An 18,900-nucleotide genomic window follows, 5' to 3' on the forward strand; every position below is an offset into this window, starting at 1 on the left:
AGGAGACAGGATGCGGTTCCAGGACAAGGTGGCGATCGTCACCGGTGCGGGACAGGGAATCGGCGAGGACTACGCCCGGGCGCTGGCCGCCGAGGGGGCCCGCGTCGTCGTGGCCGAGATCAACGAGGAGCAGGGACAGCGGGTCGCCAAGGACATCGACGGGGCGCTCTTCGTCCGGGTCGACGTGGGGGACCCCGAGTCGGCCGAGGCGATGGCCGCCGCCGTGGTCGCCGAGTTCGGGCGGATCGACTACCTGGTCAACAACGCCGCGATCTACCACAGCATGAAGCGTGAAGGCCTCACCACCGTCGACCTGGGCTACCTCAACCACTTCATCCAGGTGAACCTGATGGGCGCGCTGTACTGCACCCGGGCGGTCATTCCGCACATGGCGGAGGGCGGCGCGATCGTCAACCAGTCGTCCACCGCGTCCTACATGGCCTCCGGCTACTACGGGCTCGCCAAGGCCGGCATCAACCACCTCACCGCCTCGCTCGCCGCCGAACTCGGCGGCCGGAAGATCCGGGTCAACGGCATCGCGCCGGGGCCGACGGACACCGAGGCCACGGGCACCGTCGTACCGAAGGAGCACCAGGACGCGATGGCGCAGCGGCTCGCGCTCGGGCGGATGGGACAGCCCAGTGACCTGACCCCGACCGTGCTGTTCCTGCTCTCCGACGCCGCGGGCTGGCTCACCGGACAGGTCGTCGCCGTCGACGGTGGCCAGGGGGTCCGGCTGTGAGGCGGCAACTCGGCGACGTACGGGGGGTCCTGCGGTGAAACGGCTGCTCATCGACGGAGCGCTCGTCGGGACCGAGAACACCTTCCCCTCGCTCAACCCCGCCACCGGCGAGGTCCTCGACCAGGCCCCCGACGCCACGGTCGCCCAGACCGAGGCCGCCGTGGCCGCCGCCCGCCGCGCCTTCGACACCACGAGCTGGGCGACCGACGTCCAGTTCCGCATCCGCTGTCTCGACCAGCTCCACCAGGCGCTGACCGACCATCTGGAAGAGCTGCGCGAGCTGACGATCGCCGAGGTCGGCGCACCCCGCATGCTCACCTACGGCCCCCAGCTCGACGACCCGGTCAAACTGGTCCGCTTCTACGCCGACCTGCTGCGCAAGTACCCCCTGACCGAGGACCTCGGCGAGGTCGAGATCCGCGGCCAGCGCCACCGCCGCTGGGTGGAGAAGGAGGCCGTCGGGGTCATCGCCGCGATCACCGCGTACAACTACCCGAACCAGCTGGCCCTGGCCAAGCTCGCGCCCTCACTCGCAGCAGGCTGCACGGTCGTCCTCAAGGGCGCCCCGGACACCCCGTTGACCACGCTGTTCCTCGGTGAACTGATCGCCGAGCACACGGACATCCCGCCCGGCGTGGTCAACGTGCTGACGTCGACCTCCGTCGAGGCGGCCGAGGTGCTCACCACCCACGCCGACGTCGACATGGTCTCCTTCACCGGCTCCACCGCCACCGGCCGACGGATCATGGAGGTCGCGAGCCGCACCGTGAAGAAGGTGTTCCTGGAACTCGGCGGCAAGTCCGCCATGATCATCCTCGACGACGCCGACTTCACCACCGCCGCCATGTTCGCGGCCGGCACCATCTGCTCCCACTCGGGACAGGGCTGCGCGCTCACCACCCGGCTCCTCGTACCCCGGGCCCACCACGACGAGATCGTCGAGAAGGTCGCCGCGGGCCTCGCCCGGATGCGGATGGGCGACCCCGCCGACCCCAAGACCTTCGCCGGTCCGCTCATCAGCGCCAAGCAACGCGACAAGGTCGACGGCATGGTCCAGCGGGCCGTCGCCGCGGGCGCGAAGCTCGTCAGCGGCGGTACGAAGGTCGACCCCGGCTTCTACTTCACGCCCACCCTGCTCACCGACGTCGACCCGGACAGCGAGATCGCCCAGGACGAGGTCTTCGGACCCGTGCTCGTGGTCATCCCGTACGACGACGATGAAGACGCCGTCCGCATCGCCAACAACTCGGTGTACGGACTGTCCGGCGGGATCCAGAGCGGCGACGACGAGCGGGCCATCGCCCTCGCGCGCCGCATCCGCACCGGCACCTTCAGCATCAACGGCGGCAACTACTTCGCCGCGGACGTGCCGTTCGGCGGCTACAAGCAGTCCGGCATCGGTCGGGAGAGCGGTGTTCCGGGGCTTGAGGAGTTCCTGGAGTACAAGTCCTTCGCGGCGGTCGTCCGGTGAGGCCGCTGGAGGGAATCCGGGTCCTCGAAGTCGCCATGTACGGCTTCGTCCCCTCGGCGGGCGCCGTCCTCGCCGACTGGGGTGCGGACGTCATCAAGGTCGAGCACGCCGTCAACGGCGACCCGCAGCGCGGCCTCAGGCAGACCGGCACGTTCGTCGTCGAGGGCGATCCCAACCCCAACGTCGAACACGCCAACCGGGGCAAGCGCAGCCTGGGCCTCGACATCTCCCGGCCCGAGGGCCGCGAGGTGCTGTACGACCTGGCCGGGCGCGCCGACGTGTTCCTCACCAGCTTCCTGCCCGGACACCGCGAACGGTTCGGCATCGACGTGGACGACATCCGCGCCGTCAACCCGGACATCGTCTACGCCCGGGGGAGCGCCCTGGGCCCGCGCGGCCCCGAAGCGGTCAAGGGCGGCTACGACATGACCGCCTTCTGGTGCCGGGCCGGCACCGCCGCCAGCATCACCCCGGCCGGCACCGAAGGCATGATCAGCCCGCCCGCACCCGCCTACGGGGACACCATCTCCGGGACCAACCTCGCCGGCGGCATCGCGGCGGCCCTGCTGCGACGCGAACGCACCGGCGAGGCCTCGGTCGTCGACGTCTCCCTGCTCGGCAGCGGCGTCTGGGCCATGGGACACGCCACCGCGCTCTCCCTCCACCTCGGCAGGCCCTGGGTCGCACCCCCGGCGGGCGCCCACGGGTCCCTGGCCAACCCCCTGTCCGGGCTGTACTCCACCTCCGACGGCCGCTACCTGGCCTTCGTCATGATGCAGCCCGGCAAGTTCTGGGCCGACGTGTGCCACCACATCGACCGCCCCGAACTCGCCGACGACCCCCGCTTCGCCACTGCCGAACTCATCGCCGCCAACACCGAACAGGCCGTCAAGATCCTGCGCGAGGTGCTCGCGGGCCGCACCCTCGCCGACTGGACGAAGCGCTTCGCCACCCTCGCCGGGCCCTGGGCCCCCGTACAGGACACCCTCCAGGTCGGCGAGGACGCACAGGTGAGGGCCAACGAGTACCTCGTCACGGCGGGCGAACTCCAACTCGCCGCCAGCCCCGTGCAGTTCGACGTCACCGCCCCCGTACCGCTCGGGCCCGCGCCCGAGTTCGCCGCCCAGACCGAGGAGATCCTCCTCGAACTGGGCCTGGACTGGACCCGCATCCTCGAACTGAAAGAGGCGGGCGCGGTCACCTGATCACCGCAGCTGGGTGATTCCCGCAGTTCCAGAACCTTTTCACCTGGAGGACCGATGAGACGACTGCTCATCGCGACCGCGCTCGTCCTGGCCCTGGCCGGGTGTTCCGACCGCTCCACCACCACATCCAGTGCCGGCGAGCCGTCCACATCCGGGTCCGGGGCCGCCGCCAACGCGGACTTCGGCACACTCAAGAACGTCTGCCACTCCGGCAGCCCCAAGTCCGTGACCGAACAGGGCATCACCGACAGCGAGATCAAGGTCGGTGTGTTCAGCGACATCGGCTTCACCAAGAACCCCGAGTTCGTCAACGCGGCCAAGGTGTTCACCTCCTGGTGCAACGCCGCCGGCGGCATCAACGGACGCAAGATCGTCCCCGTCACCCGCGACTCCAAGCTCATGGAGGTCCAGCAGCGGATGATCGAGGCCTGCCGGGACGACTTCGCCCTGGTCGGTGGCGGTGCCGCCTTCGACGGCACCGGCGTCAAGGAACGGCTGAGCTGTCTGCTGCCCGACTTCCCCGCGCAGTCCAGCACGATCAACGCCCTCGGCGCGGACCTCCAGGTGCTCGCCCAGGGTGCCGGAGTCGGCTACGCGCCCTACACCGGCTACTACACCTGGCTGATCAAGGAGGCCCACCCGGACTCCGCCGACCACGTCGGCATCATCTCCGGCGACGTCCCGCTCACCAAGGTCCTCGCCGAACAGGCCAAGGAACTGATTCCGGCCATCGGCGGCAAGGTCGCCTACACCGACGTCTACCCGGCGGCCGGCGTCTCCGACTGGACTCCGTACGCGCAGACCATCAAGAGCAAGAAGATCAAGGGACTCATCTTCAACGGCCAGTTCAGCCAGCTCGCCAAGCTGGAACAGGCGCTCACCAACACCGGCTACCAGCTCGACTGGATCGACACCAACAACAACGCCTACGGCCCCGCCTTCCTCCAGTTGACCGGCAGCGCGCTGGCCAAGCAGAACAGCTACGCCGACCTCAGCGGTGTCACCCCGCTGGAAGAGGCCTCCAGCAACCCGGCGACCAAGCAGGTCGAGGACCTGTTCGCCAAGTACGCGCCCGACGCCGAGGTCACCCTGCCCGCGCTGCGCTCCTTCGACGCCTGGCTGCTGTTCGCCACCGCGGCCGGCGAGTGCGACGAGCTGACCCGCAAGTGCGTGTACGAGAACGCGATCAAGCAGACGGAGTGGACGGCGGGCGGACTCCAGGCCCCGATGGACCTGACGAAGGTCACCAACCCGCCCGAGTGCTTCAACGTCGCCAAGGCGACCGAAAAGGGCTGGACCGTCGCCGACTTCAAGCCGGATCAGGGCTCCTACCGCTGCGACATCCCGGCGTACAAGTACAAGAAGTCCTACGGCAAGCCGATGACGCTCGCCGACGTCGGCAAGTCCATGGCGGATCTGAAGTAGCGGGCGGGAGCCCCAAGTCGTGGCAGAACGCCCGAAGTTGCGGCAGGAAGGATGCAGGTCGTGAAGGTACGGGTCGACCCGGAGCGCTGCCAGGGGCACACGCTCTGTGCCATGCGGGCGCCGAAGGTGTTCGAGCTGAGCGAGATCGACGGTCACTCGTCGGTGATCGACGAGGAGGTTCCGGACGATCAGCAGGACCAGGTCGTCGAGGCGGTCAGGTCCTGTCCGGAACGCGCGATCTTCGTTTCCTGAGGGGAGCACAACCACACGATGACCACGGACGACGACGCCGACCGCAAGAAGCACACGGTCCACTTCGACCGGCACACCCCCGAGTACCGGCACCAGTTCACCGAGACCACCCACGAACTGCAGTCCAAGTGCCCCATCGCCTGGACCGAGACGCACGGCGGCCACTGGGTCGCCAGCGGCAACCGTGAGGTCTTCGAACTGGCCCGGGCCGCCGAGTTCATCTCCAACGACCACGACGTCAAGGGCGAGCGGCGCGGATACCAGGGCATCACCATCCCGCCGCCGTCCAAGGAACGGGGCCAGGTCCAGGGCGGGTTCCTGGAGATGGACCCGCCGGAACAGCGCCACTACCGCCAGGCCCTCAACCCCTATCTCTCCCCGGCGGCCATCAGCCGCTGGATCCCGGTCGTCGACGAGGTGGTGCGCGCCGCCATCGACGAGAAGATCGAGTCCGGCCGCATCGACTTCGTCGACGACCTCGCCAACATCGTCCCGGCCGTCCTCACCCTGGCGATGATGGGCATCCCGCTCAAGGACTGGACCGTCTACAACGAGCCGGCCCACGCCTCCGTCTACACCCCGCCCAACTCGCCCGACATGAAACGCGTCGCCGAGATGGCCCGGAACATGGGCATCGGCCTGGCCACGGCCATCGCCGAGATCCGCGCCAACCCCAGGCCGGGACTCGTGGACGCGCTCATCCACGCGGACATCAACGGCAAGACCCCGCCCGACAGCGAACTCCTGGGCGTACTGGCCCTGTTGATCGGCGGCGGCTTCGACACCACGACCGCGCTCACCGCACACGCACTGGAATGGCTGGGCGAGAATCCCGCTGAGCGGGACAGGCTCAGCCGCGAACGGGACACCCTGCTGGACTCTGCCACGGAGGAGTTCCTGCGCTTCTACGCGCCCGCGCCGGGCGACGGACGCACGTTCTCCGCCGACTGCGAGATCGCCGGAACACGCTTCAAGGAGGGAGAACGGCTCTGGCTGTCCTGGGCGATGGCCAACCGCGACCCCTCCGTCTTCCCCGACCCCGACACCGTCCAGCTGGAACGCCCGGCCAACCGCCACAGCAGCTTCGGCCTCGGCATCCACCGCTGTATCGGCTCCAATGTCGCTCGTACGGTCTTCAAGCGCATGGTCACCCAGGTGCTCGACCGTATGCCCGACTACCAGTGCGACCCGGAGGGCACCGTTCACTACGAGACCATCGGCATCATCCAGGGCATGCGCCACCTCCCGGCGACCTTCACCCCGGGTCCCCGGCTCGGCGCAGGGCTCGACGAGACGCTGGAGAAGCTGCAACAGGTCTGTGACGAGCAGCGGATCGCCGAGCCGGTGACGGTCCGCAAGGCGAAGGCGCAGATCACCCCATGACCGAAGAGACACCCGACACGTCGGGACGCGCCGCGCCGGAGATCACCGAGGAGAACGCCTTCTTCTGGGCCTCCGGCGCGGACGGCCGGCTGCGCCTGACGGAGTGCGGGTCCTGCGCGGCCCTCATCCATCCGCCGCAGCCGGTGTGCCGCTACTGCCACGGGCACGAGACCGGCGTGCGGGCCGTCTCCGGCTTCGCGACCCTGATCGGCTTCACCGTCAACCACCGTTTCCCCGCACCCGGGTTGCCGACCCCGTTCGTCGTCGCCCAGGTCGCCATCGAGGAGGACCCCCGGGTCCGTCTCACCACCAATGTCGTCCAATGCGAGCCCGAACAGCTGAAGTTGGGCATGCGCATGGAGGTCGTCTTCGAGCGGGCCGGGGAAGCGTGGCTGCCCCTGTTCCGCCCGGCTGCCGACCAGGGGGAGCCGGCGCCCTTCCCCGCGGACGCCATCGAACCGTCCCAATTCCGGTCCCACGTACGGCCGATGGTGACCTCGGAGAAGTTCGAGGACAAGGTCGCGATCACCGGTGTCGGCGCCTCGGAGATCGGGCGCCGCCAACTCGTCCCGCCGCTGTCGCTGACCGTGAAGGCCTGCCAACGCGCCATCGCCGACGCCGGGTTGACCATCGACGACATCGACGGTCTGGCCGCCTACCCGGGCGCCGGAGCCTACGGAGGCTTCGCCGAGGGCGGGGTCACCGCGCTGGAGGCCGCGCTGGGCGTCCGGCCCACCTGGTACAACGGCGGCAGCGAGACCTTCGGCCCCGGCGGCTCCCTGGTCGCGGCGATGCTCGCGGTCGCGGGCGGCCTCGCCCGGCATGTGCTGTGCTTCCGTACGGTCTGGGAGTCGTCGTACGGCGAACTGGTCAAACGCGGCCGGATCGCCGCGCCCGGCGCGGGCGCACCGGCGGCGGGCTGGATGAAGCCCTTCGGGGCGTACTCGGCCGCGCACACCCTCGCCATGAACGCACAGCGCCACTTCGACCGCTACGGCACCACCCGCGAGACCCTCGGCTGGATCGCCCTCAACCAGCGGGCGAACGCCGCGCTCAACCCCACCGCGATCTACCGCGATCCGATGACCATGGACGACTACCTCCAGGCCAGAATGGTCACCACCCCCTTCGGCCTGTACGACTGCGACGTGCCCTGCGACGGATCGGTCGCCGTGATCGTGTCCGCCGTGGACGCGGCCCGGGACCTCGCCAAACCGCCCGTCCTCGTCGAGGCGGTCGGCACCCAGATCCTCGAACGTATCGAGTGGGACCAGAGCACGCTCACCCACGAACCCCAAGTCCTAGGCCAGTCCGCGCACTTGTGGACCCGTACCTCACTCCGCCCCACCGACGTCGACGTGGCCCAGCTCTACGACGGCTTTACCTTCAACTGCCTTTCCTGGATAGAGGCGTTGGGCTTCTGCGGGATCGGCGAGGCCAAGGACTTCCTGGACGGCGGCAAGAACATCGCCCGCGACGGACTGCTGCCCCTGAACACCCATGGCGGACAGCTCTCGCACGGCCGCACCCACGGCCTGGGGCTGGTCCACGAGGCGATCACCCAGCTGCGCGGCGAGGCCGACGCACGCCAAGTGGCGGACGCCCGGGTCGCCGTCGTCAGCACCGGCGGACTCGCCCCGAGCGGTGCGATCCTCTTCCGGACCGACACATGACCGGTGCCTCACGCGTCGTCGTCGACGTGGACGGCATCGCCGTGTCCGCACTCCTGCGCGAGGCACGGCAGCCGCGCGCCGTCGTCCTCGCCCTGCACGGCGGGGCCGCGTACTCCGGGTACTTCGACTACCCGGACCGGCCCCGGCTGTCCCTGCTCCGCGTCGGCGAGTCCCTCGGCTTCACCGTCATCGCCATCGACCGTCCCGGATACGGCAGTTCGGCCCCGTACGCCGACGAGTTCACCTCCGCCGAACGGCGCGTCGACGTCGCCTACGGCGCCGTCGAACGCCTCCTCGCCGCCCGCCCGCGCGGAGCCGGCGTCTTCGTGCTGGCCCACTCCATCGGCTCCGAACTCGGAGTCCGTATGGCGGCCGACGAGCGGCGCGGCGGGGACCTGCTCGGCCTGGAACTCGCCGGCACCGGACGCCGTCACCACGACGACGCGGCCGGCATCCTCGGCGACTGGCGGCAGCGGCCACCGAACAGCGGGGTGCGCGACCTGCTGTGGCAGCCGTCCCGGCTGTACGCGGACGACGTGGTCGGCGGCGCCCGCATCTCGTCGCGCTCACCCGCGTACGAGGGTGCCGTCGCCCGGAGTTGGATCGACACGTTTCCCCAGCTCGCCCCACGGATACGCGTCCCCGTCCACTACACCCTCGGCGAGCACGAGCGGGTGTGGAGCGGCGGACCCTCGGCGCTCGCCGACATCGCCTCCCTGTTCACCGCGTCGCCCCGGGTAGCCGTCGACGAACAGACCGGCGGCGGACACAACTTGAGCATTGGGTTGACCTCTATGGCCTATCACCTCAAGGTGCTGTCGTTCGTGGAGGAGTGCGTGCTCGCACGCGAGGAACAGACTTCGGCGGCGGAGGTCGCCGAACGGCAGCAGGGGAGAGCAAGTTGACGAACGCGGAAGTGGTCGCGTTGCTGGTCGTCCGAGTGGTCCTGGGCGTCATCATGATCGCGCACGGACTCAACCACTGGCGGGGCGGCGGAAAGATCGAGGGCACGGCCCGCTGGTTCGGCGGGCTGGGACTGCGGCACGGCAAGCTGCAGGCGTGGATGAGCGTGGTCACCGAGATCGGCGCGGGCGCGCTGCTTGTCCTCGGTCTGTTCACCCCGCTGGCCTGCGCGGCGGTCGTCTCGGTGATGCTGGTCGCGGGGCTCCTGGCCCACCGGACCAACGGGTTCTTCGTGTTCAAGGACGGCTACGAGTACGTCCTGATGCTGGCTGTGATCTCCGTGGCGCTCGGGGTGTTCGGGCCCGGCAAGGTGTCCCTGGACCACGCGGCCGATATCGAGATCACCGGCTGGGCCGGCGGCGGTATCGCGCTCGGCGTGGCCGTTGCGGCGACGGCGGGACTGCTGGCGACGTTCTGGCGTCCCGAACGGCCCGCGAAGGCAGCGGAGGCGCCGGCGACCGAACCGGCCGCGCAGGAGGCCGGCTGATGCGCGTCGGATTCATCGGGCTCGGCAACCAGGGCGGGCCCATGGCACGGCGGATCGTCGACGCGGGGTTCACGACGACCCTGTGGGCGAGGAGACCCGCCTCGCTCACCCCGTTCGCCGGTACGCCCGCCCAACGTGCTGTCTCCGCAGCCGAGTTGGCCGCCGCCAGTGACCTCGTGTGCGTCTGTGTCGGCGACGACGCGGACGTCGAGGAGGTGATCGTCGGCGACGAGGGCGTCCTCGCCGGGCTCCGGCAGGGCGGGGTGATCGCCGTGCACAGCACCGTCCACCCCGACACCTGCCGCCGGCTTGCCGACCGGGCCAGACTGCGCGGGGTCGCCCTGGTCGACGCGCCGGTCAGCGGAGGCGGCGGCGCGGCGGCCGAGGGACGGCTGCTGGTCATGGTCGGGGGCGAGTCCGGGACCGTCGCCTTCTGCCGACGCGTGTTCGAGACGTACGGCGATCCGGTCGTCCACATGGGCCCGCTGGGCTCGGGGCAGGTCGCCAAGCTGCTCAACAACGCCCTGTTCACGGCGAACCTGGCGACCTCCGCCGACGTACTCGCCCTCGGGCGCAGCCTCGACGTGGACCCGGCCGGCCTCGCCGACGTCCTCGCGCACGGCAGCGGGGCGAGCTTCGCGCTGCGCCGGGTCGCCGCGGACGGCGGCACCCTGGAACGGCTCGCCGCCCACGCCGGTCCGCTGCTGCGCAAGGACGCGCGGCTGCTGGCCGACCTCGCCGAGGAGGCGGGCACCCCGGCGGGCACGACCGTGATGCGGACTGCCGACGATGCCCTCGCCCTCATGGCGCAGAGCGCCGTGATCCCGGCGCCGGGGGTTCGCCCGGTCCGGGGAAGGGTGCGTGGGCGGCGGGCCGGCTGAGTCGGTACAAGCCAAGTCGGTACAACACGTCAACTACCGCTCGCCACAGTCGAATCCCAGCCGATTCCCGCAATTGGAAACGGCCTTCTCATTATTGAAGAGCATTGATATCGTCCGGTGTGAGGGTGACGAAGGGAGCCGTACAGGCCGTGAACGACTTCGACGCGATCGACTTCTTCCGGGACGAGGGCCCCGTCGCGGACCCCTACCCGTACTTCGAGGCTCTACGCGGCCAGTGCCCCGTACAGCGCGAGAGCCATCACGACGTGATGATGGTGACCGGGTACGACGAGGCGGTGCAGGTCTTCAGCGACTCCGAGACGTTCTCGTCGTGCGTGTCGGTGACCGGGCCCTTCCCGGGGTTCCCGGTCCCGCTGGAGGGCGACGACATCAGTGAGCTGATCGAGCTGCACCGGGACGAACTCCCGATGAGCGACCAGCTGCCGACGTTCGACCCGCCCATGCACACGGCCCACCGCGGGCTGCTGATGCGGCTCATCACGCCGAGGCGCCTCAAGGAGAACGAGGCGTCCATGTGGCACCTCGCCGACGCCCAGCTGGACGAGTATCTGGCCGCGGGCGAGGGCGACTTCATCGGCGGCTTCGCCGGGCCGTTCACCCTGCGGGTCATCACCGACCTGCTCGGCATCCCCGACGCGGACCGGGACGAGTTCGTCGAGGAGCTCAACCGGCCGCACGGCGACCCGGGTGTCGGCAGCACCAGTGGCGAGATGACGCACACGCCGCTGGAGTACCTGTACGACCGCTTCGCGGCGTACGTGGAGGACCGCCGCCGCGAACCCCGCGACGACGTGATCACCGGCCTCGCCGTCGCGACCTTCCCCGACGGCTCGACCCCCGATGTCGCCGATGTCGCCCGGGTCGCCACCAACCTGTTCGCGGCCGGTCAGGAGACCACCGTCCGGCTGCTGAGCAACGCGCTCAAGATCATCGCCGAGCAGCCCGAGATCCAGGCCCTGTTGCGTGCCGAGCGGGACCGCCTCCCGAACTTCATCGAGGAGGTGCTGCGGATGGAGAGCCCCATCAAGGGCGACTTCCGGCTCTCCCGCACACCGACCACGGTCGGCGGTGTCGACATCCCCGCCGGCACCACGCTCATGGTCCTCAACGGCGCCGCGAACCGCGACCCGCGCCACTTCGAGGACCCGCAGACCTTCGACGCCACGCGCGCCAACGCCCGCCATCACCTTGCGTTCGGCCGTGGCGTCCACACCTGCCCCGGTGCGCCCCTCGCCCGCGCCGAGGCCCGCGTGGCCATCGAACGCATCCTCGACCGTACGTCCGACATCAGGATCTCCGAACGGGTGCACGGCCCGGCCGACGCCCGCGAGTACCGGTACCTGCCGACGTACATCCTGCGCGGACTGACCCACCTCGGCCTGGAGTTCACCCTCGCAGAGGAGCCCGCCCGATGAAGGCCGTCGTGGACGAGGACCGCTGCCGGGGACACGGCGTGTGCTGGACCCTGTGCCCCGAGGTCTTCGACCTCACCGACGACGGGTACGCCGAGGTGCTGGTGCCGGAGGTTCCGGCCGAGCACGAGAGCGCGGTGCGCACGGCGGTAAGCAGTTGCCCCGAGCGGGCCATCGTGTTGAGCTGAGGCCCAACTGCACAGTGAGCCGAGAGGAGTTGGCGATGCCCAAGGGGTACGTGATCGTCACCGAAGCCATCAAGGACCCGGCGGGCATGGAGGCCTACGCCCGCGCCGCGGGGGCGACGCTGGCGGCGCACGGGGCGAAGATCCTGGCCGTCCACGACGGGGCGGAGGCGCTGGAGGGCGAGTGGCACGGTGACCGGACCGTCGTCCTCGAATTCGAGTCGGTGGAAGCGGCCCGCGCCTGGTACGAGTCCGCCGAGTACGCGAAGGCCAGGCCCCTGCGGCAGGCGGCGGCCGACTCCAATGTGGTGATCGTCGCCGGTTTCGAGCCTCCTGCCGGGAACGGCTGACACCAGCCCGGAACACAGAGTCAACGCCCGCCTGTCCGGCGGGCGTTGGTGTTTGTGGCGCACCCTGCCGAAAACCGTCGCCGACCGCCAGTGGCCGAAAGGGCCGATTGTGTGGTGTGGTGACCGTACTGTCACATCGGTGTGTCAGTGGCGGAGAGGGTGACGCGTGGAGACGACGACCCGGCGCGAGGAGATCCTGGGTGCTGCCCTGGAGGTGTTCGCCGAGCGCGGCTACAGAAGGACCTCCATCGACGCGGTCGCCGAACGTGCGGGCCTGACCCGGCAGGGCGTCCTGCACTACTTCCCCAGCAAGAAGCGCCTGCTGCACGCCCTCCTCCAGCGCCGCGAGGACCTCGCCCGCGAACACCTGGCGGGCCATGCGTACGAGGACCTGCCGAGCCTGGTCGCCGACGTTGTCGCGTACGACCACCAGAACGCCGGCCTCGTCCAGATCCACAGCGTGCTGATCGCGGAGGGGATCATCGGGGACGACCCCGCCCACGCGTTCTGCCACGACCACTACCGCTCGATTCAGGACAACACCGTCGCCCATCTGACCAAGCTCTACGGCGACCGCCTGCCCAGCGGCCTCACCCCGCGCGCAGCGGCGAGCGCCCTGGTAGCGATGCTCGACGGCATGCAGTTGCAGTGGCTGCTGGACGACGAGCAGTCCGACTACCCCGAGATCATGCGGGACGTGATGACCCTTCTGATCGGGTCCACGCCCGGATGAACCCGGCCATGGCCGTCACCGTCTCGGGCCGCAGCCGCTCCGCGTCCTCCCGGACCCGCAGATCCACGGTGACCCCGGAGCGGGCCGCGCGGGCGGCGAACCCGAGCGAGTCGTCCAGCAGCGGATCGGTGCCCGCGACCAGCAGCTGCACCGGCGGCAGCCCGTGCAGATTGGCGTGCAACGGGCTGAGCAGCGGGTTCGTCGGCTCGGTGCCGGCCGCGTAGAGGGCGGCGCGCAGTCGGAGTTCGTCGACGTCGAAGGAGGGCTCGGCCGCCGCGTTGAACAACAGGCTCGGCGCGTCCAGGGTCAGATCCAGCAGCGCCGAACCGAGCACCGCGCACTGCGGCGCCGCCGCCCCCATGTCCCGCAGCCGCACCAGCAGCGAGGCCGCGAGCCCGCCCCCGAGCCGCTCCCCGGCCAGCGCCACCGGCCCCCGGGCCCGGCAGGAGTCGTACACCGCGTGTACGTCGTCCAGGGCGCCCGGGAACGAGCTGCGGTAGCGCGGACAGACGACCACCGCGCCTGTCCGCAGCGCGAGCCGCTCGGCGAGGTCGAGCGCCGACTCCGGGGTGCCGGAGAGATGCCGGTCGCCGTGGAGGTAGAGGATCACGAGATCGGTGGGTTCCGGAGGGCGGACGATCAGCCCGATCGGGCTCGACTCGACGCGCACGGGGCCCACTTGGTTCGTCTCCGTGTCGCTCTGCTCGGAGCGGACGTCGGTCAAGTCGGGCTGTGCGTGGGTGGGTTCGGGTGGGGTGTGCGGGCGGTCGGTGCGGGCTTGCGTCAGGACGGCGGGGCCGCCGGATCGGCGTGCGGTCGCAACTCGGGTCCGCGCCGGGTCGGTTGCCCGCGCATCGGGTGCGGCCACTCGCGTGTCGGTCAAGTCGGGCTGTGTGAACGCGGGTTGCGCGGACGCGGGCGGGCGGTCGGTGCCTGCCTCTGCGGCAGCCTCGGCGGCGCCGTATCCGCCTGCGGCCTCAACTCGTGTGTCATCCACGGGGCATCACCCTTTCCGCTGCCTGCCAGTGCTCGTCGGACACCCACAGCCGGGCGAAGGCGTGGGCCGCCTCGTCCGCCGTGAGGTCTCCGGACACCACCCGCTTGATCTCCTGTGCCGGGCGGGTGGCGAGTGTGCGGGCCAGCGTGCGCCAGCCCTCCTCGAAGGCGGACCGGGGGAGTACGCGGTCCACCAGGCCGAGGCGTTCGGCCTCCGGCGCGGCGAGGATCTGCGCGCTGCCGGCGAGCAGGAGCGCGCGGCCCCTGCCGACCAGGGCGGCGAGCCGTTCGGCGCCGCCCCACGCGGGCATGATCGCCAGGGCCGTCTGGTTGAAGCCGATCCTGATGTCGTCGGCCGCGATCCGGATGTCGGCGGCCACCGCGACCTCGGCACCGCCGCCGAAGGCGTGGCCGTTGAGGGCGGCGATCACCGGTCCGGGGAAGGCGGCGATCCGGTCGCAGACGCCACGCATCCGCAGAGCCATCGCGAGCGCCTCGTCCTCGGTGCGGATCGCGGCGAGTTCCTTGAGGTCGCCGCCCGACACGAAGGCCTTGTCTCCGGCGCCCGTGATGACCAGGGCCCGGGCGCCCGCCGCCGCGTCGAGGGCCTTGTCCAGCTCGTCCATGGTGGCCGGTGCGATGGCGTTGCGGGCGTGCGGGCGGTTGATGGTGATGACCGCCAGGCCCTCGTCCAGTTCGAGTTCGAGATCAACCATGTGTGCCTCTTCGGTCGGTGGGGCGCGGGCTTCGGGTCTCGTACTCAGGTCTCGTATCGCGTACTCAGGTCTCGTACTCGACGGTGACGTGCGGGGTCACCGGTTCGCCCTGGCAGGTCAGGACCCAGCCCTCGGCGACCTCGTCGTCGTCCAGGGCGTTGTTGACGCGCATCTTGGCCTCGCCCTCGGTGAGCCGGGCGATACAGGTGCCGCAGTTGCCCATCTCGCAGGAGAAGGGCGGCATGAGGCCGGCCCGGCGGGCGCTCTCCAGCAGCGACTCGCGGGGATGCTGGTCGACCGTGCGCCGCTTCCCGGCGAGGACGACGGTGACCGTGCCGCCACCGGTCTCCGGTACGGCTTCGGCGGGGTCCTCGGGTGCCTCGGGTGCCGGAGTGAAGCGTTCCGCGACGATCTGCCCTGCATCGGCCCCCTGTGCGAGAAGCGTGCTCTCGGCCAGCTCCATGAACGGTGCGGGACCGCAGAGATAGAAGTCCGCGTCCAGGTCGTCCCCGACGAACGCCTGTATCTCGGCGCCGGTGACGAGTCCCTGGGCGTCGTCGAGGTGGTGGCGGATCTCGAATCGGTCCGGGTGCCGTTCGGCCAGCTCGGACAGCGTGTCGCGGAAGATGACCGAGGCCGCGTCCCGGTCGGCGGCCAGGACCCGGACCCGCCGTCCGGTCGTGGCCAGCGCGGTCTTCACCAGCGAGAGGACCGGCGTGACGCCGCTGCCGCCGCAGAGGGCGACCAGCGGTGTCGTCCCCTCGCGCAGACAGAAGACCCCCGCCGGAGACGTGGTCTCGATGAGATCGCCTGGGGTGAGGTGGTCGTGCATCCAGTTCGACACCAGACCGCCCGGAACCCGCTTCACCGTGGTCGTCAACTCGATGTCGGTGTCCGGCGAACTCGACATCGAGTAGCTCCGCAGGGTGCCGCACGCTCGTACCGTCAGGAACTGCCCGGCGCGATAGGGGAAGGGGGCGTCGAGCACAAAGGTGCGCGTGTCGGCTGTCTCCTGGACGATCCGCTTGATCCGGACCGGGTGGAAACCGTGGTCTCGTACCATGTATGGAATTTACCTTCTCCCTCTGCGAGAGTGCAATTCTCGTTACGAGGGAAGGAGTTCCCGCGATGCGAACCATCCCCACACGCACGGTCCCCGCAGAACTGGCCAAGCGCTATGAGGCGGAGGGCTGGTGGATCCGCGACACGCTCGGTGACCTGCTGGCTCATGGTCTGGCAGCCGCCCCCGACACGGAGTTCCGCGTGCACTCGGCGGTCCGGCCCTGGACGGGGACCTTCGCCGACGTCGAGCGCGTCGCACGCCGGCTGGCGGCCGGGCTCCGGGCGTGCGGGGTGGGTCCCGGCGACGTGGTCGCGTTCCAGCTGCCCAACTGGATGGAAGCGGCGGCGGTCTTCTGGGCGTCGGCCTTCCTCGGTGCGGTCGTCGTGCCGGTCGTCCACTTCTACGGGCGCAAGGAGGTCGGCTACATCCTGGACGCGGTCCGACCGCGCGTGTTCGTCACCGCCGCCCGCTTCGGCCACCTCGAACACCAGCTCGACCTGAGTGCAGGTGTGCCGGTGGTCGGTGTCGTCGGGCGGGACTTCGACGACCTGCTCGCCGACGAACCCCTCCCCGGGGTCCTCCCAACGGATCCGGCGGGACCGGCACTGATCGCGTTCACCTCCGGAACGACCCGTGACCCCAAGGGAGTTGTGCACAGCCACCAGACCCTCGGCTTCGAGACCCGCCAACTCGCCGGGCTCTACCCGCCCGACCGGGGCCGCCAGCTCACCTCGGCCCCCGTCGGCCACTTCATCGGCATGGTCAACGCCTTCCTCATCCCCGTCCTGGACGGCACCCCGGTCAACCTCGCCGACGCCTGGAACCCCGGCGCGGCCCTCGGCCTGATGAAGAGCGACGGTCTGACGGTCGGCGGCGGCGCCGCGTACTACATGACGAGCCTCCTCGACCACCCCGACTTCACCCCCGCCCACCTCGCCCGCATGAAGTACGCGGGCCTCGGCGGCTCGGCGGTCCCGGCCGCCGTCACCGACAGGCTGGCGGCGCTCGGCATCACCGTCTTCCGCTCGTACGGCAGCACCGAGCACCCCTCGATCACGGGCTCCCGCCACACCGCGACCGAGGCCAAGCGGCTCTACACCGACGGTGATTCCCTCCCCGGAGTCGAGGTCAGGCTCGCCGAGGACGGCGAGATCCTCAGCCGGGGACCGGATCTCTGCCTCGGCTACACCGACCCCGCGCTGACCGACCGGGCCTTCGACGCCGACGGCTGGTACCGCACCGGCGACATCGGGGTCATCGACGGCGACGGCTATCTCACCATCACCGACCGCAAGGCGGACATCATCATCCGGGGCGGCGAGAACATCGGTGCCCTGGAGGTCGAGGAGGTGCTGCTCGCCCTGCCGGCCGTCGCCGAGGCCGCGGTGGTGGCCGCCCCCGACGAGCGGCTCGGCGAACACGCGGCGGCCGTCCTGCGGCTGAAACCCGGTCATCCCGCGCCCACGCTCGACGAGATGCGCGCCCACCTCGACCGCGAGGGCCTCGCCCGGCAGAAGTGGCCGGAGGAACTGCACGTCGTCGACGAGTTCCCGCGCACCGCCAGCGGCAAGGTTCAGAAGTTCGTTCTCCGCAAGGACATTGCGGGCCGCAAGAAGTGAGAATAAGATTCTCACAATCTGCGAAGGAGGATCTCAATGCCGTCGCGCGAGCTGCCGTATCCGCTTTTCGACGCGGACAACCACCTGTACGAGACCGAAGAGGCGCTGACCAGGCACCTCCCCAAGCAATACGAGGGCGCGATCCAGTACGTGCAGGTGAACGGCCGTACGAAGATCGCGATCCGGGGGCAGATCAGCGAGTACATCCCCAACCCCACCTTCGAGGTGGTCGCCCGCCCCGGGGCGATGGAGGACTACTTCAAGTTCGGCAACCCGGACGGGAAGACCCGCCGCGAGATCTTCGGCGAGCCGATGCGCTCCATCCCCGCCTTCCGTGAACCGGGGCCCCGGCTGGAACTGCTGGACGAACTGGGCGTGCAGCGGACGCTGATGTTCCCGACGCTCGCCAGCCTCATCGAGGAGCGGATGCGGGACGACCCCGAACTGATCCACGCGGTGATCCACTCGCTCAACGAGTGGCTGTACGAGACGTGGGGCTTCAACTACAAGGACCGCATCCTCACCACCCCGGTCATCACCCTGCCCATCGTCGACAAGGCGATCGCGGAGCTGAACTGGGCGGTCGAGCGCGGAGCCAAGGCGATCCTGGTGCGCCCGGCCCCGGTGCCCGGCTACGGCGGCTCGCGCTCCTTCGCGTCGCCCGAGTTCGACCCGTTCTGGAAACGCGTCGTCGAGACCGGCGTCCTGGTCGCGATGCACTCCTCGGACAGCGGCTACGCCCGGTACACCAGCGACTGGGAGGGCGGGACCAACGAGATGCTCCCGTTCAAGCCCAACGCCTTCCGCGCGGTGTCCGAGTGGCGGCCGATCCAGGACGCGGTGGCCGCCTGGGTGTGCCACGGCGCGCTGTTCCGAGTCCCGGGGCTGAAGATCGCGCTCATCGAGAACGGCTCCTCCTGGGTGGCGCCGCTGCTCGACCAACTCCGCGACGTCCACAAGAAGATGCCGCACGAGTTCCTCGGGGACCCGGTGCAGGCCGTTAAGGACAGCATCCATGTCAGCCCGTTCTACGAGGACGACCTCGGCGACCTCGTCGACCTGATGGGCGTGGACCGGGTGCTGTTCGGCTCGGACTACCCGCACCCCGAGGGTCTGGCCCAGCCGCAGAGTTACGTCGACGCCATCCAGCACCTGAGCGTCACGGACCAGGCCAAGATCATGGGCGGCAACCTCTCCCGGCTGATCCCGGAATGAAGTGGGAGACCATCCCGCGGATGGTGCTGAGCGCGGCCGACCGCTTCGGTTAAGCCGAACCCGTCGTCGGCGGCGATCACAGGCGCACGTTCGCCCAGCAGGTGGACC

At 70.0% G+C, this 18,900-nt stretch carries 19 protein-coding genes; 16 read left to right on the forward strand and 3 right to left on the reverse strand.

Annotation, left to right across the window (positions count from 1 at the left end):
• The first annotated feature begins 10 nt into the window (after nt 1-10).
• From ACWCRB_RS22190 to ACWCRB_RS22255, 14 genes are all read left to right on the forward strand, one after another.
• Nucleotides 11-742, forward strand: coding sequence for an SDR family oxidoreductase (locus ACWCRB_RS22190; protein WP_450997678.1), 732 nt, complete (start codon nt 11-13; stop codon nt 740-742).
• 34 nt (nt 743-776) lie between these two features.
• The gene (locus ACWCRB_RS22195) at nt 777-2,213 is read left to right on the forward strand and encodes an aldehyde dehydrogenase family protein (protein WP_450997679.1); all 1,437 of its coding nucleotides are present in this window, start codon (nt 777-779) and stop codon (nt 2,211-2,213) included.
• On the forward strand, nt 2,210-3,418 hold the full coding sequence (locus ACWCRB_RS22200) for a CaiB/BaiF CoA transferase family protein (protein WP_450997680.1): 1,209 nt from the start codon (nt 2,210-2,212) through the stop codon (nt 3,416-3,418). Before ACWCRB_RS22195 ends, ACWCRB_RS22200 begins: the two co-directional genes overlap by 4 nt.
• Before the next feature lie 54 nt (nt 3,419-3,472).
• The gene (locus tag ACWCRB_RS22205) at nt 3,473-4,843 is read left to right on the forward strand and encodes an ABC transporter substrate-binding protein (RefSeq protein ID WP_450997681.1); all 1,371 of its coding nucleotides are present in this window, start codon (nt 3,473-3,475) and stop codon (nt 4,841-4,843) included.
• Between the two features lie 51 nt (nt 4,844-4,894).
• Nucleotides 4,895-5,095, forward strand: coding sequence for a ferredoxin (locus ACWCRB_RS22210; protein WP_405539933.1), 201 nt, complete (start codon nt 4,895-4,897; stop codon nt 5,093-5,095).
• An 18-nt stretch (nt 5,096-5,113) separates the two neighbouring features.
• The gene (locus tag ACWCRB_RS22215) at nt 5,114-6,478 is read left to right on the forward strand and encodes a cytochrome P450 (RefSeq protein WP_450997682.1); all 1,365 of its coding nucleotides are present in this window, start codon (nt 5,114-5,116) and stop codon (nt 6,476-6,478) included.
• On the forward strand, nt 6,475-8,151 hold the full coding sequence (locus tag ACWCRB_RS22220; protein ID WP_450997683.1) for a thiolase C-terminal domain-containing protein: 1,677 nt from the start codon (nt 6,475-6,477) through the stop codon (nt 8,149-8,151). Before ACWCRB_RS22215 ends, ACWCRB_RS22220 begins: the two co-directional genes overlap by 4 nt.
• Complete coding sequence (locus tag ACWCRB_RS22225; RefSeq protein WP_450997684.1) at nt 8,148-9,056, forward strand: alpha/beta hydrolase; 909 nt, start codon at nt 8,148-8,150, stop codon at nt 9,054-9,056. Before ACWCRB_RS22220 ends, ACWCRB_RS22225 begins: the two co-directional genes overlap by 4 nt.
• Nucleotides 9,053-9,601 (forward strand): DoxX family protein, encoded by a 549-nt coding sequence (locus ACWCRB_RS22230; RefSeq protein WP_450997685.1) that lies wholly within the window; start codon nt 9,053-9,055, stop codon nt 9,599-9,601. The genes ACWCRB_RS22225 and ACWCRB_RS22230 overlap by 4 nt, the downstream gene beginning before the upstream one ends.
• Nucleotides 9,601-10,482 carry an NAD(P)-dependent oxidoreductase gene (locus ACWCRB_RS22235; protein WP_450997686.1) on the forward strand — a complete coding sequence of 294 codons (882 nt, stop codon included), beginning with the start codon at nt 9,601-9,603 and terminating at the stop codon, nt 10,480-10,482. Before ACWCRB_RS22230 ends, ACWCRB_RS22235 begins: the two co-directional genes overlap by 1 nt.
• 125 nt (nt 10,483-10,607) lie before the next feature.
• Nucleotides 10,608-11,918: a cytochrome P450 gene (locus tag ACWCRB_RS22240; RefSeq protein WP_450997687.1), complete on the forward strand. Its 1,311-nt coding sequence runs from the start codon at nt 10,608-10,610 to the stop codon at nt 11,916-11,918.
• Nucleotides 11,915-12,103 (forward strand): ferredoxin, encoded by a 189-nt coding sequence (locus tag ACWCRB_RS22245; protein ID WP_450997688.1) that lies wholly within the window; start codon nt 11,915-11,917, stop codon nt 12,101-12,103. Before ACWCRB_RS22240 ends, ACWCRB_RS22245 begins: the two co-directional genes overlap by 4 nt.
• Before the next feature lie 35 nt (nt 12,104-12,138).
• The gene (locus tag ACWCRB_RS22250) at nt 12,139-12,450 is read left to right on the forward strand and encodes a DUF1330 domain-containing protein (protein WP_450997689.1); all 312 of its coding nucleotides are present in this window, start codon (nt 12,139-12,141) and stop codon (nt 12,448-12,450) included.
• Between the two features lie 166 nt (nt 12,451-12,616).
• The gene (locus tag ACWCRB_RS22255; RefSeq protein ID WP_450997690.1) at nt 12,617-13,183 is read left to right on the forward strand and encodes a TetR/AcrR family transcriptional regulator; all 567 of its coding nucleotides are present in this window, start codon (nt 12,617-12,619) and stop codon (nt 13,181-13,183) included.
• Here ACWCRB_RS22255 and ACWCRB_RS22260 read toward each other — a convergent pair.
• The 3 genes from ACWCRB_RS22260 to ACWCRB_RS22270 all read right to left on the reverse strand — a co-directional run bounded on the left by ACWCRB_RS22260 (nt 13,137) and on the right by ACWCRB_RS22270 (nt 15,958).
• Nucleotides 13,137-14,180 (reverse strand): alpha/beta hydrolase fold domain-containing protein, encoded by a 1,044-nt coding sequence (locus tag ACWCRB_RS22260; protein ID WP_450997691.1) that lies wholly within the window; start codon nt 14,178-14,180, stop codon nt 13,137-13,139. The two genes, ACWCRB_RS22255 and ACWCRB_RS22260, sit on opposite strands and share 47 nt — an antisense overlap.
• Nucleotides 14,173-14,895 carry an enoyl-CoA hydratase/isomerase family protein gene (locus tag ACWCRB_RS22265; protein ID WP_450997692.1) on the reverse strand — a complete coding sequence of 241 codons (723 nt, stop codon included), beginning with the start codon at nt 14,893-14,895 and terminating at the stop codon, nt 14,173-14,175. The genes ACWCRB_RS22260 and ACWCRB_RS22265 overlap by 8 nt, the downstream gene beginning before the upstream one ends.
• A 64-nt stretch (nt 14,896-14,959) precedes the next feature.
• Nucleotides 14,960-15,958 (reverse strand): 2Fe-2S iron-sulfur cluster-binding protein, encoded by a 999-nt coding sequence (locus ACWCRB_RS22270; RefSeq protein WP_450997693.1) that lies wholly within the window; start codon nt 15,956-15,958, stop codon nt 14,960-14,962.
• A 65-nt stretch (nt 15,959-16,023) separates the two neighbouring features.
• Here ACWCRB_RS22270 and ACWCRB_RS22275 point away from each other — a divergent pair, with 65 nt between their 5' ends.
• Both ACWCRB_RS22275 and ACWCRB_RS22280 read left to right on the forward strand, forming a co-directional pair.
• Nucleotides 16,024-17,577, forward strand: coding sequence for an AMP-binding protein (locus ACWCRB_RS22275; protein ID WP_450997694.1), 1,554 nt, complete (start codon nt 16,024-16,026; stop codon nt 17,575-17,577).
• Between the two features lie 36 nt (nt 17,578-17,613).
• Entirely contained in the window at nt 17,614-18,792 is a 1,179-nt protein-coding gene (locus ACWCRB_RS22280) for an amidohydrolase family protein (RefSeq protein ID WP_450997695.1), read from the forward strand.
• Nucleotides 18,793-18,900: the final 108 nt, after the last annotated feature.

The sequence above is a fragment of the Streptomyces sp. NPDC002156 genome, from assembly GCF_053593675.1.

Coding starts and splice junctions, on each gene's coding strand:
- ACWCRB_RS22190 (WP_450997678.1), top strand. CDS start 11: ATGCGGTTCCAGGACAAGGTGGCGATCGTCACCGGTGCGGGACAGGGA.
- ACWCRB_RS22205 (WP_450997681.1), top strand. CDS start 3,473: ATGAGACGACTGCTCATCGCGACCGCGCTCGTCCTGGCCCTGGCCGGG.
- ACWCRB_RS22210 (WP_405539933.1), top strand. CDS start 4,895: ATGCAGGTCGTGAAGGTACGGGTCGACCCGGAGCGCTGCCAGGGGCAC.
- ACWCRB_RS22215 (WP_450997682.1), top strand. CDS start 5,114: ATGACCACGGACGACGACGCCGACCGCAAGAAGCACACGGTCCACTTC.
- ACWCRB_RS22220 (WP_450997683.1), top strand. CDS start 6,475: ATGACCGAAGAGACACCCGACACGTCGGGACGCGCCGCGCCGGAGATC.
- ACWCRB_RS22225 (WP_450997684.1), top strand. CDS start 8,148: ATGACCGGTGCCTCACGCGTCGTCGTCGACGTGGACGGCATCGCCGTG.
- ACWCRB_RS22235 (WP_450997686.1), top strand. CDS start 9,601: ATGCGCGTCGGATTCATCGGGCTCGGCAACCAGGGCGGGCCCATGGCA.
- ACWCRB_RS22245 (WP_450997688.1), top strand. CDS start 11,915: ATGAAGGCCGTCGTGGACGAGGACCGCTGCCGGGGACACGGCGTGTGC.
- ACWCRB_RS22250 (WP_450997689.1), top strand. CDS start 12,139: ATGCCCAAGGGGTACGTGATCGTCACCGAAGCCATCAAGGACCCGGCG.
- ACWCRB_RS22265 (WP_450997692.1), bottom strand. CDS start 14,895: ATGGTTGATCTCGAACTCGAACTGGACGAGGGCCTGGCGGTCATCACC.
- ACWCRB_RS22270 (WP_450997693.1), bottom strand. CDS start 15,958: ATGGTACGAGACCACGGTTTCCACCCGGTCCGGATCAAGCGGATCGTC.
- ACWCRB_RS22275 (WP_450997694.1), top strand. CDS start 16,024: ATGCGAACCATCCCCACACGCACGGTCCCCGCAGAACTGGCCAAGCGC.
- ACWCRB_RS22280 (WP_450997695.1), top strand. CDS start 17,614: ATGCCGTCGCGCGAGCTGCCGTATCCGCTTTTCGACGCGGACAACCAC.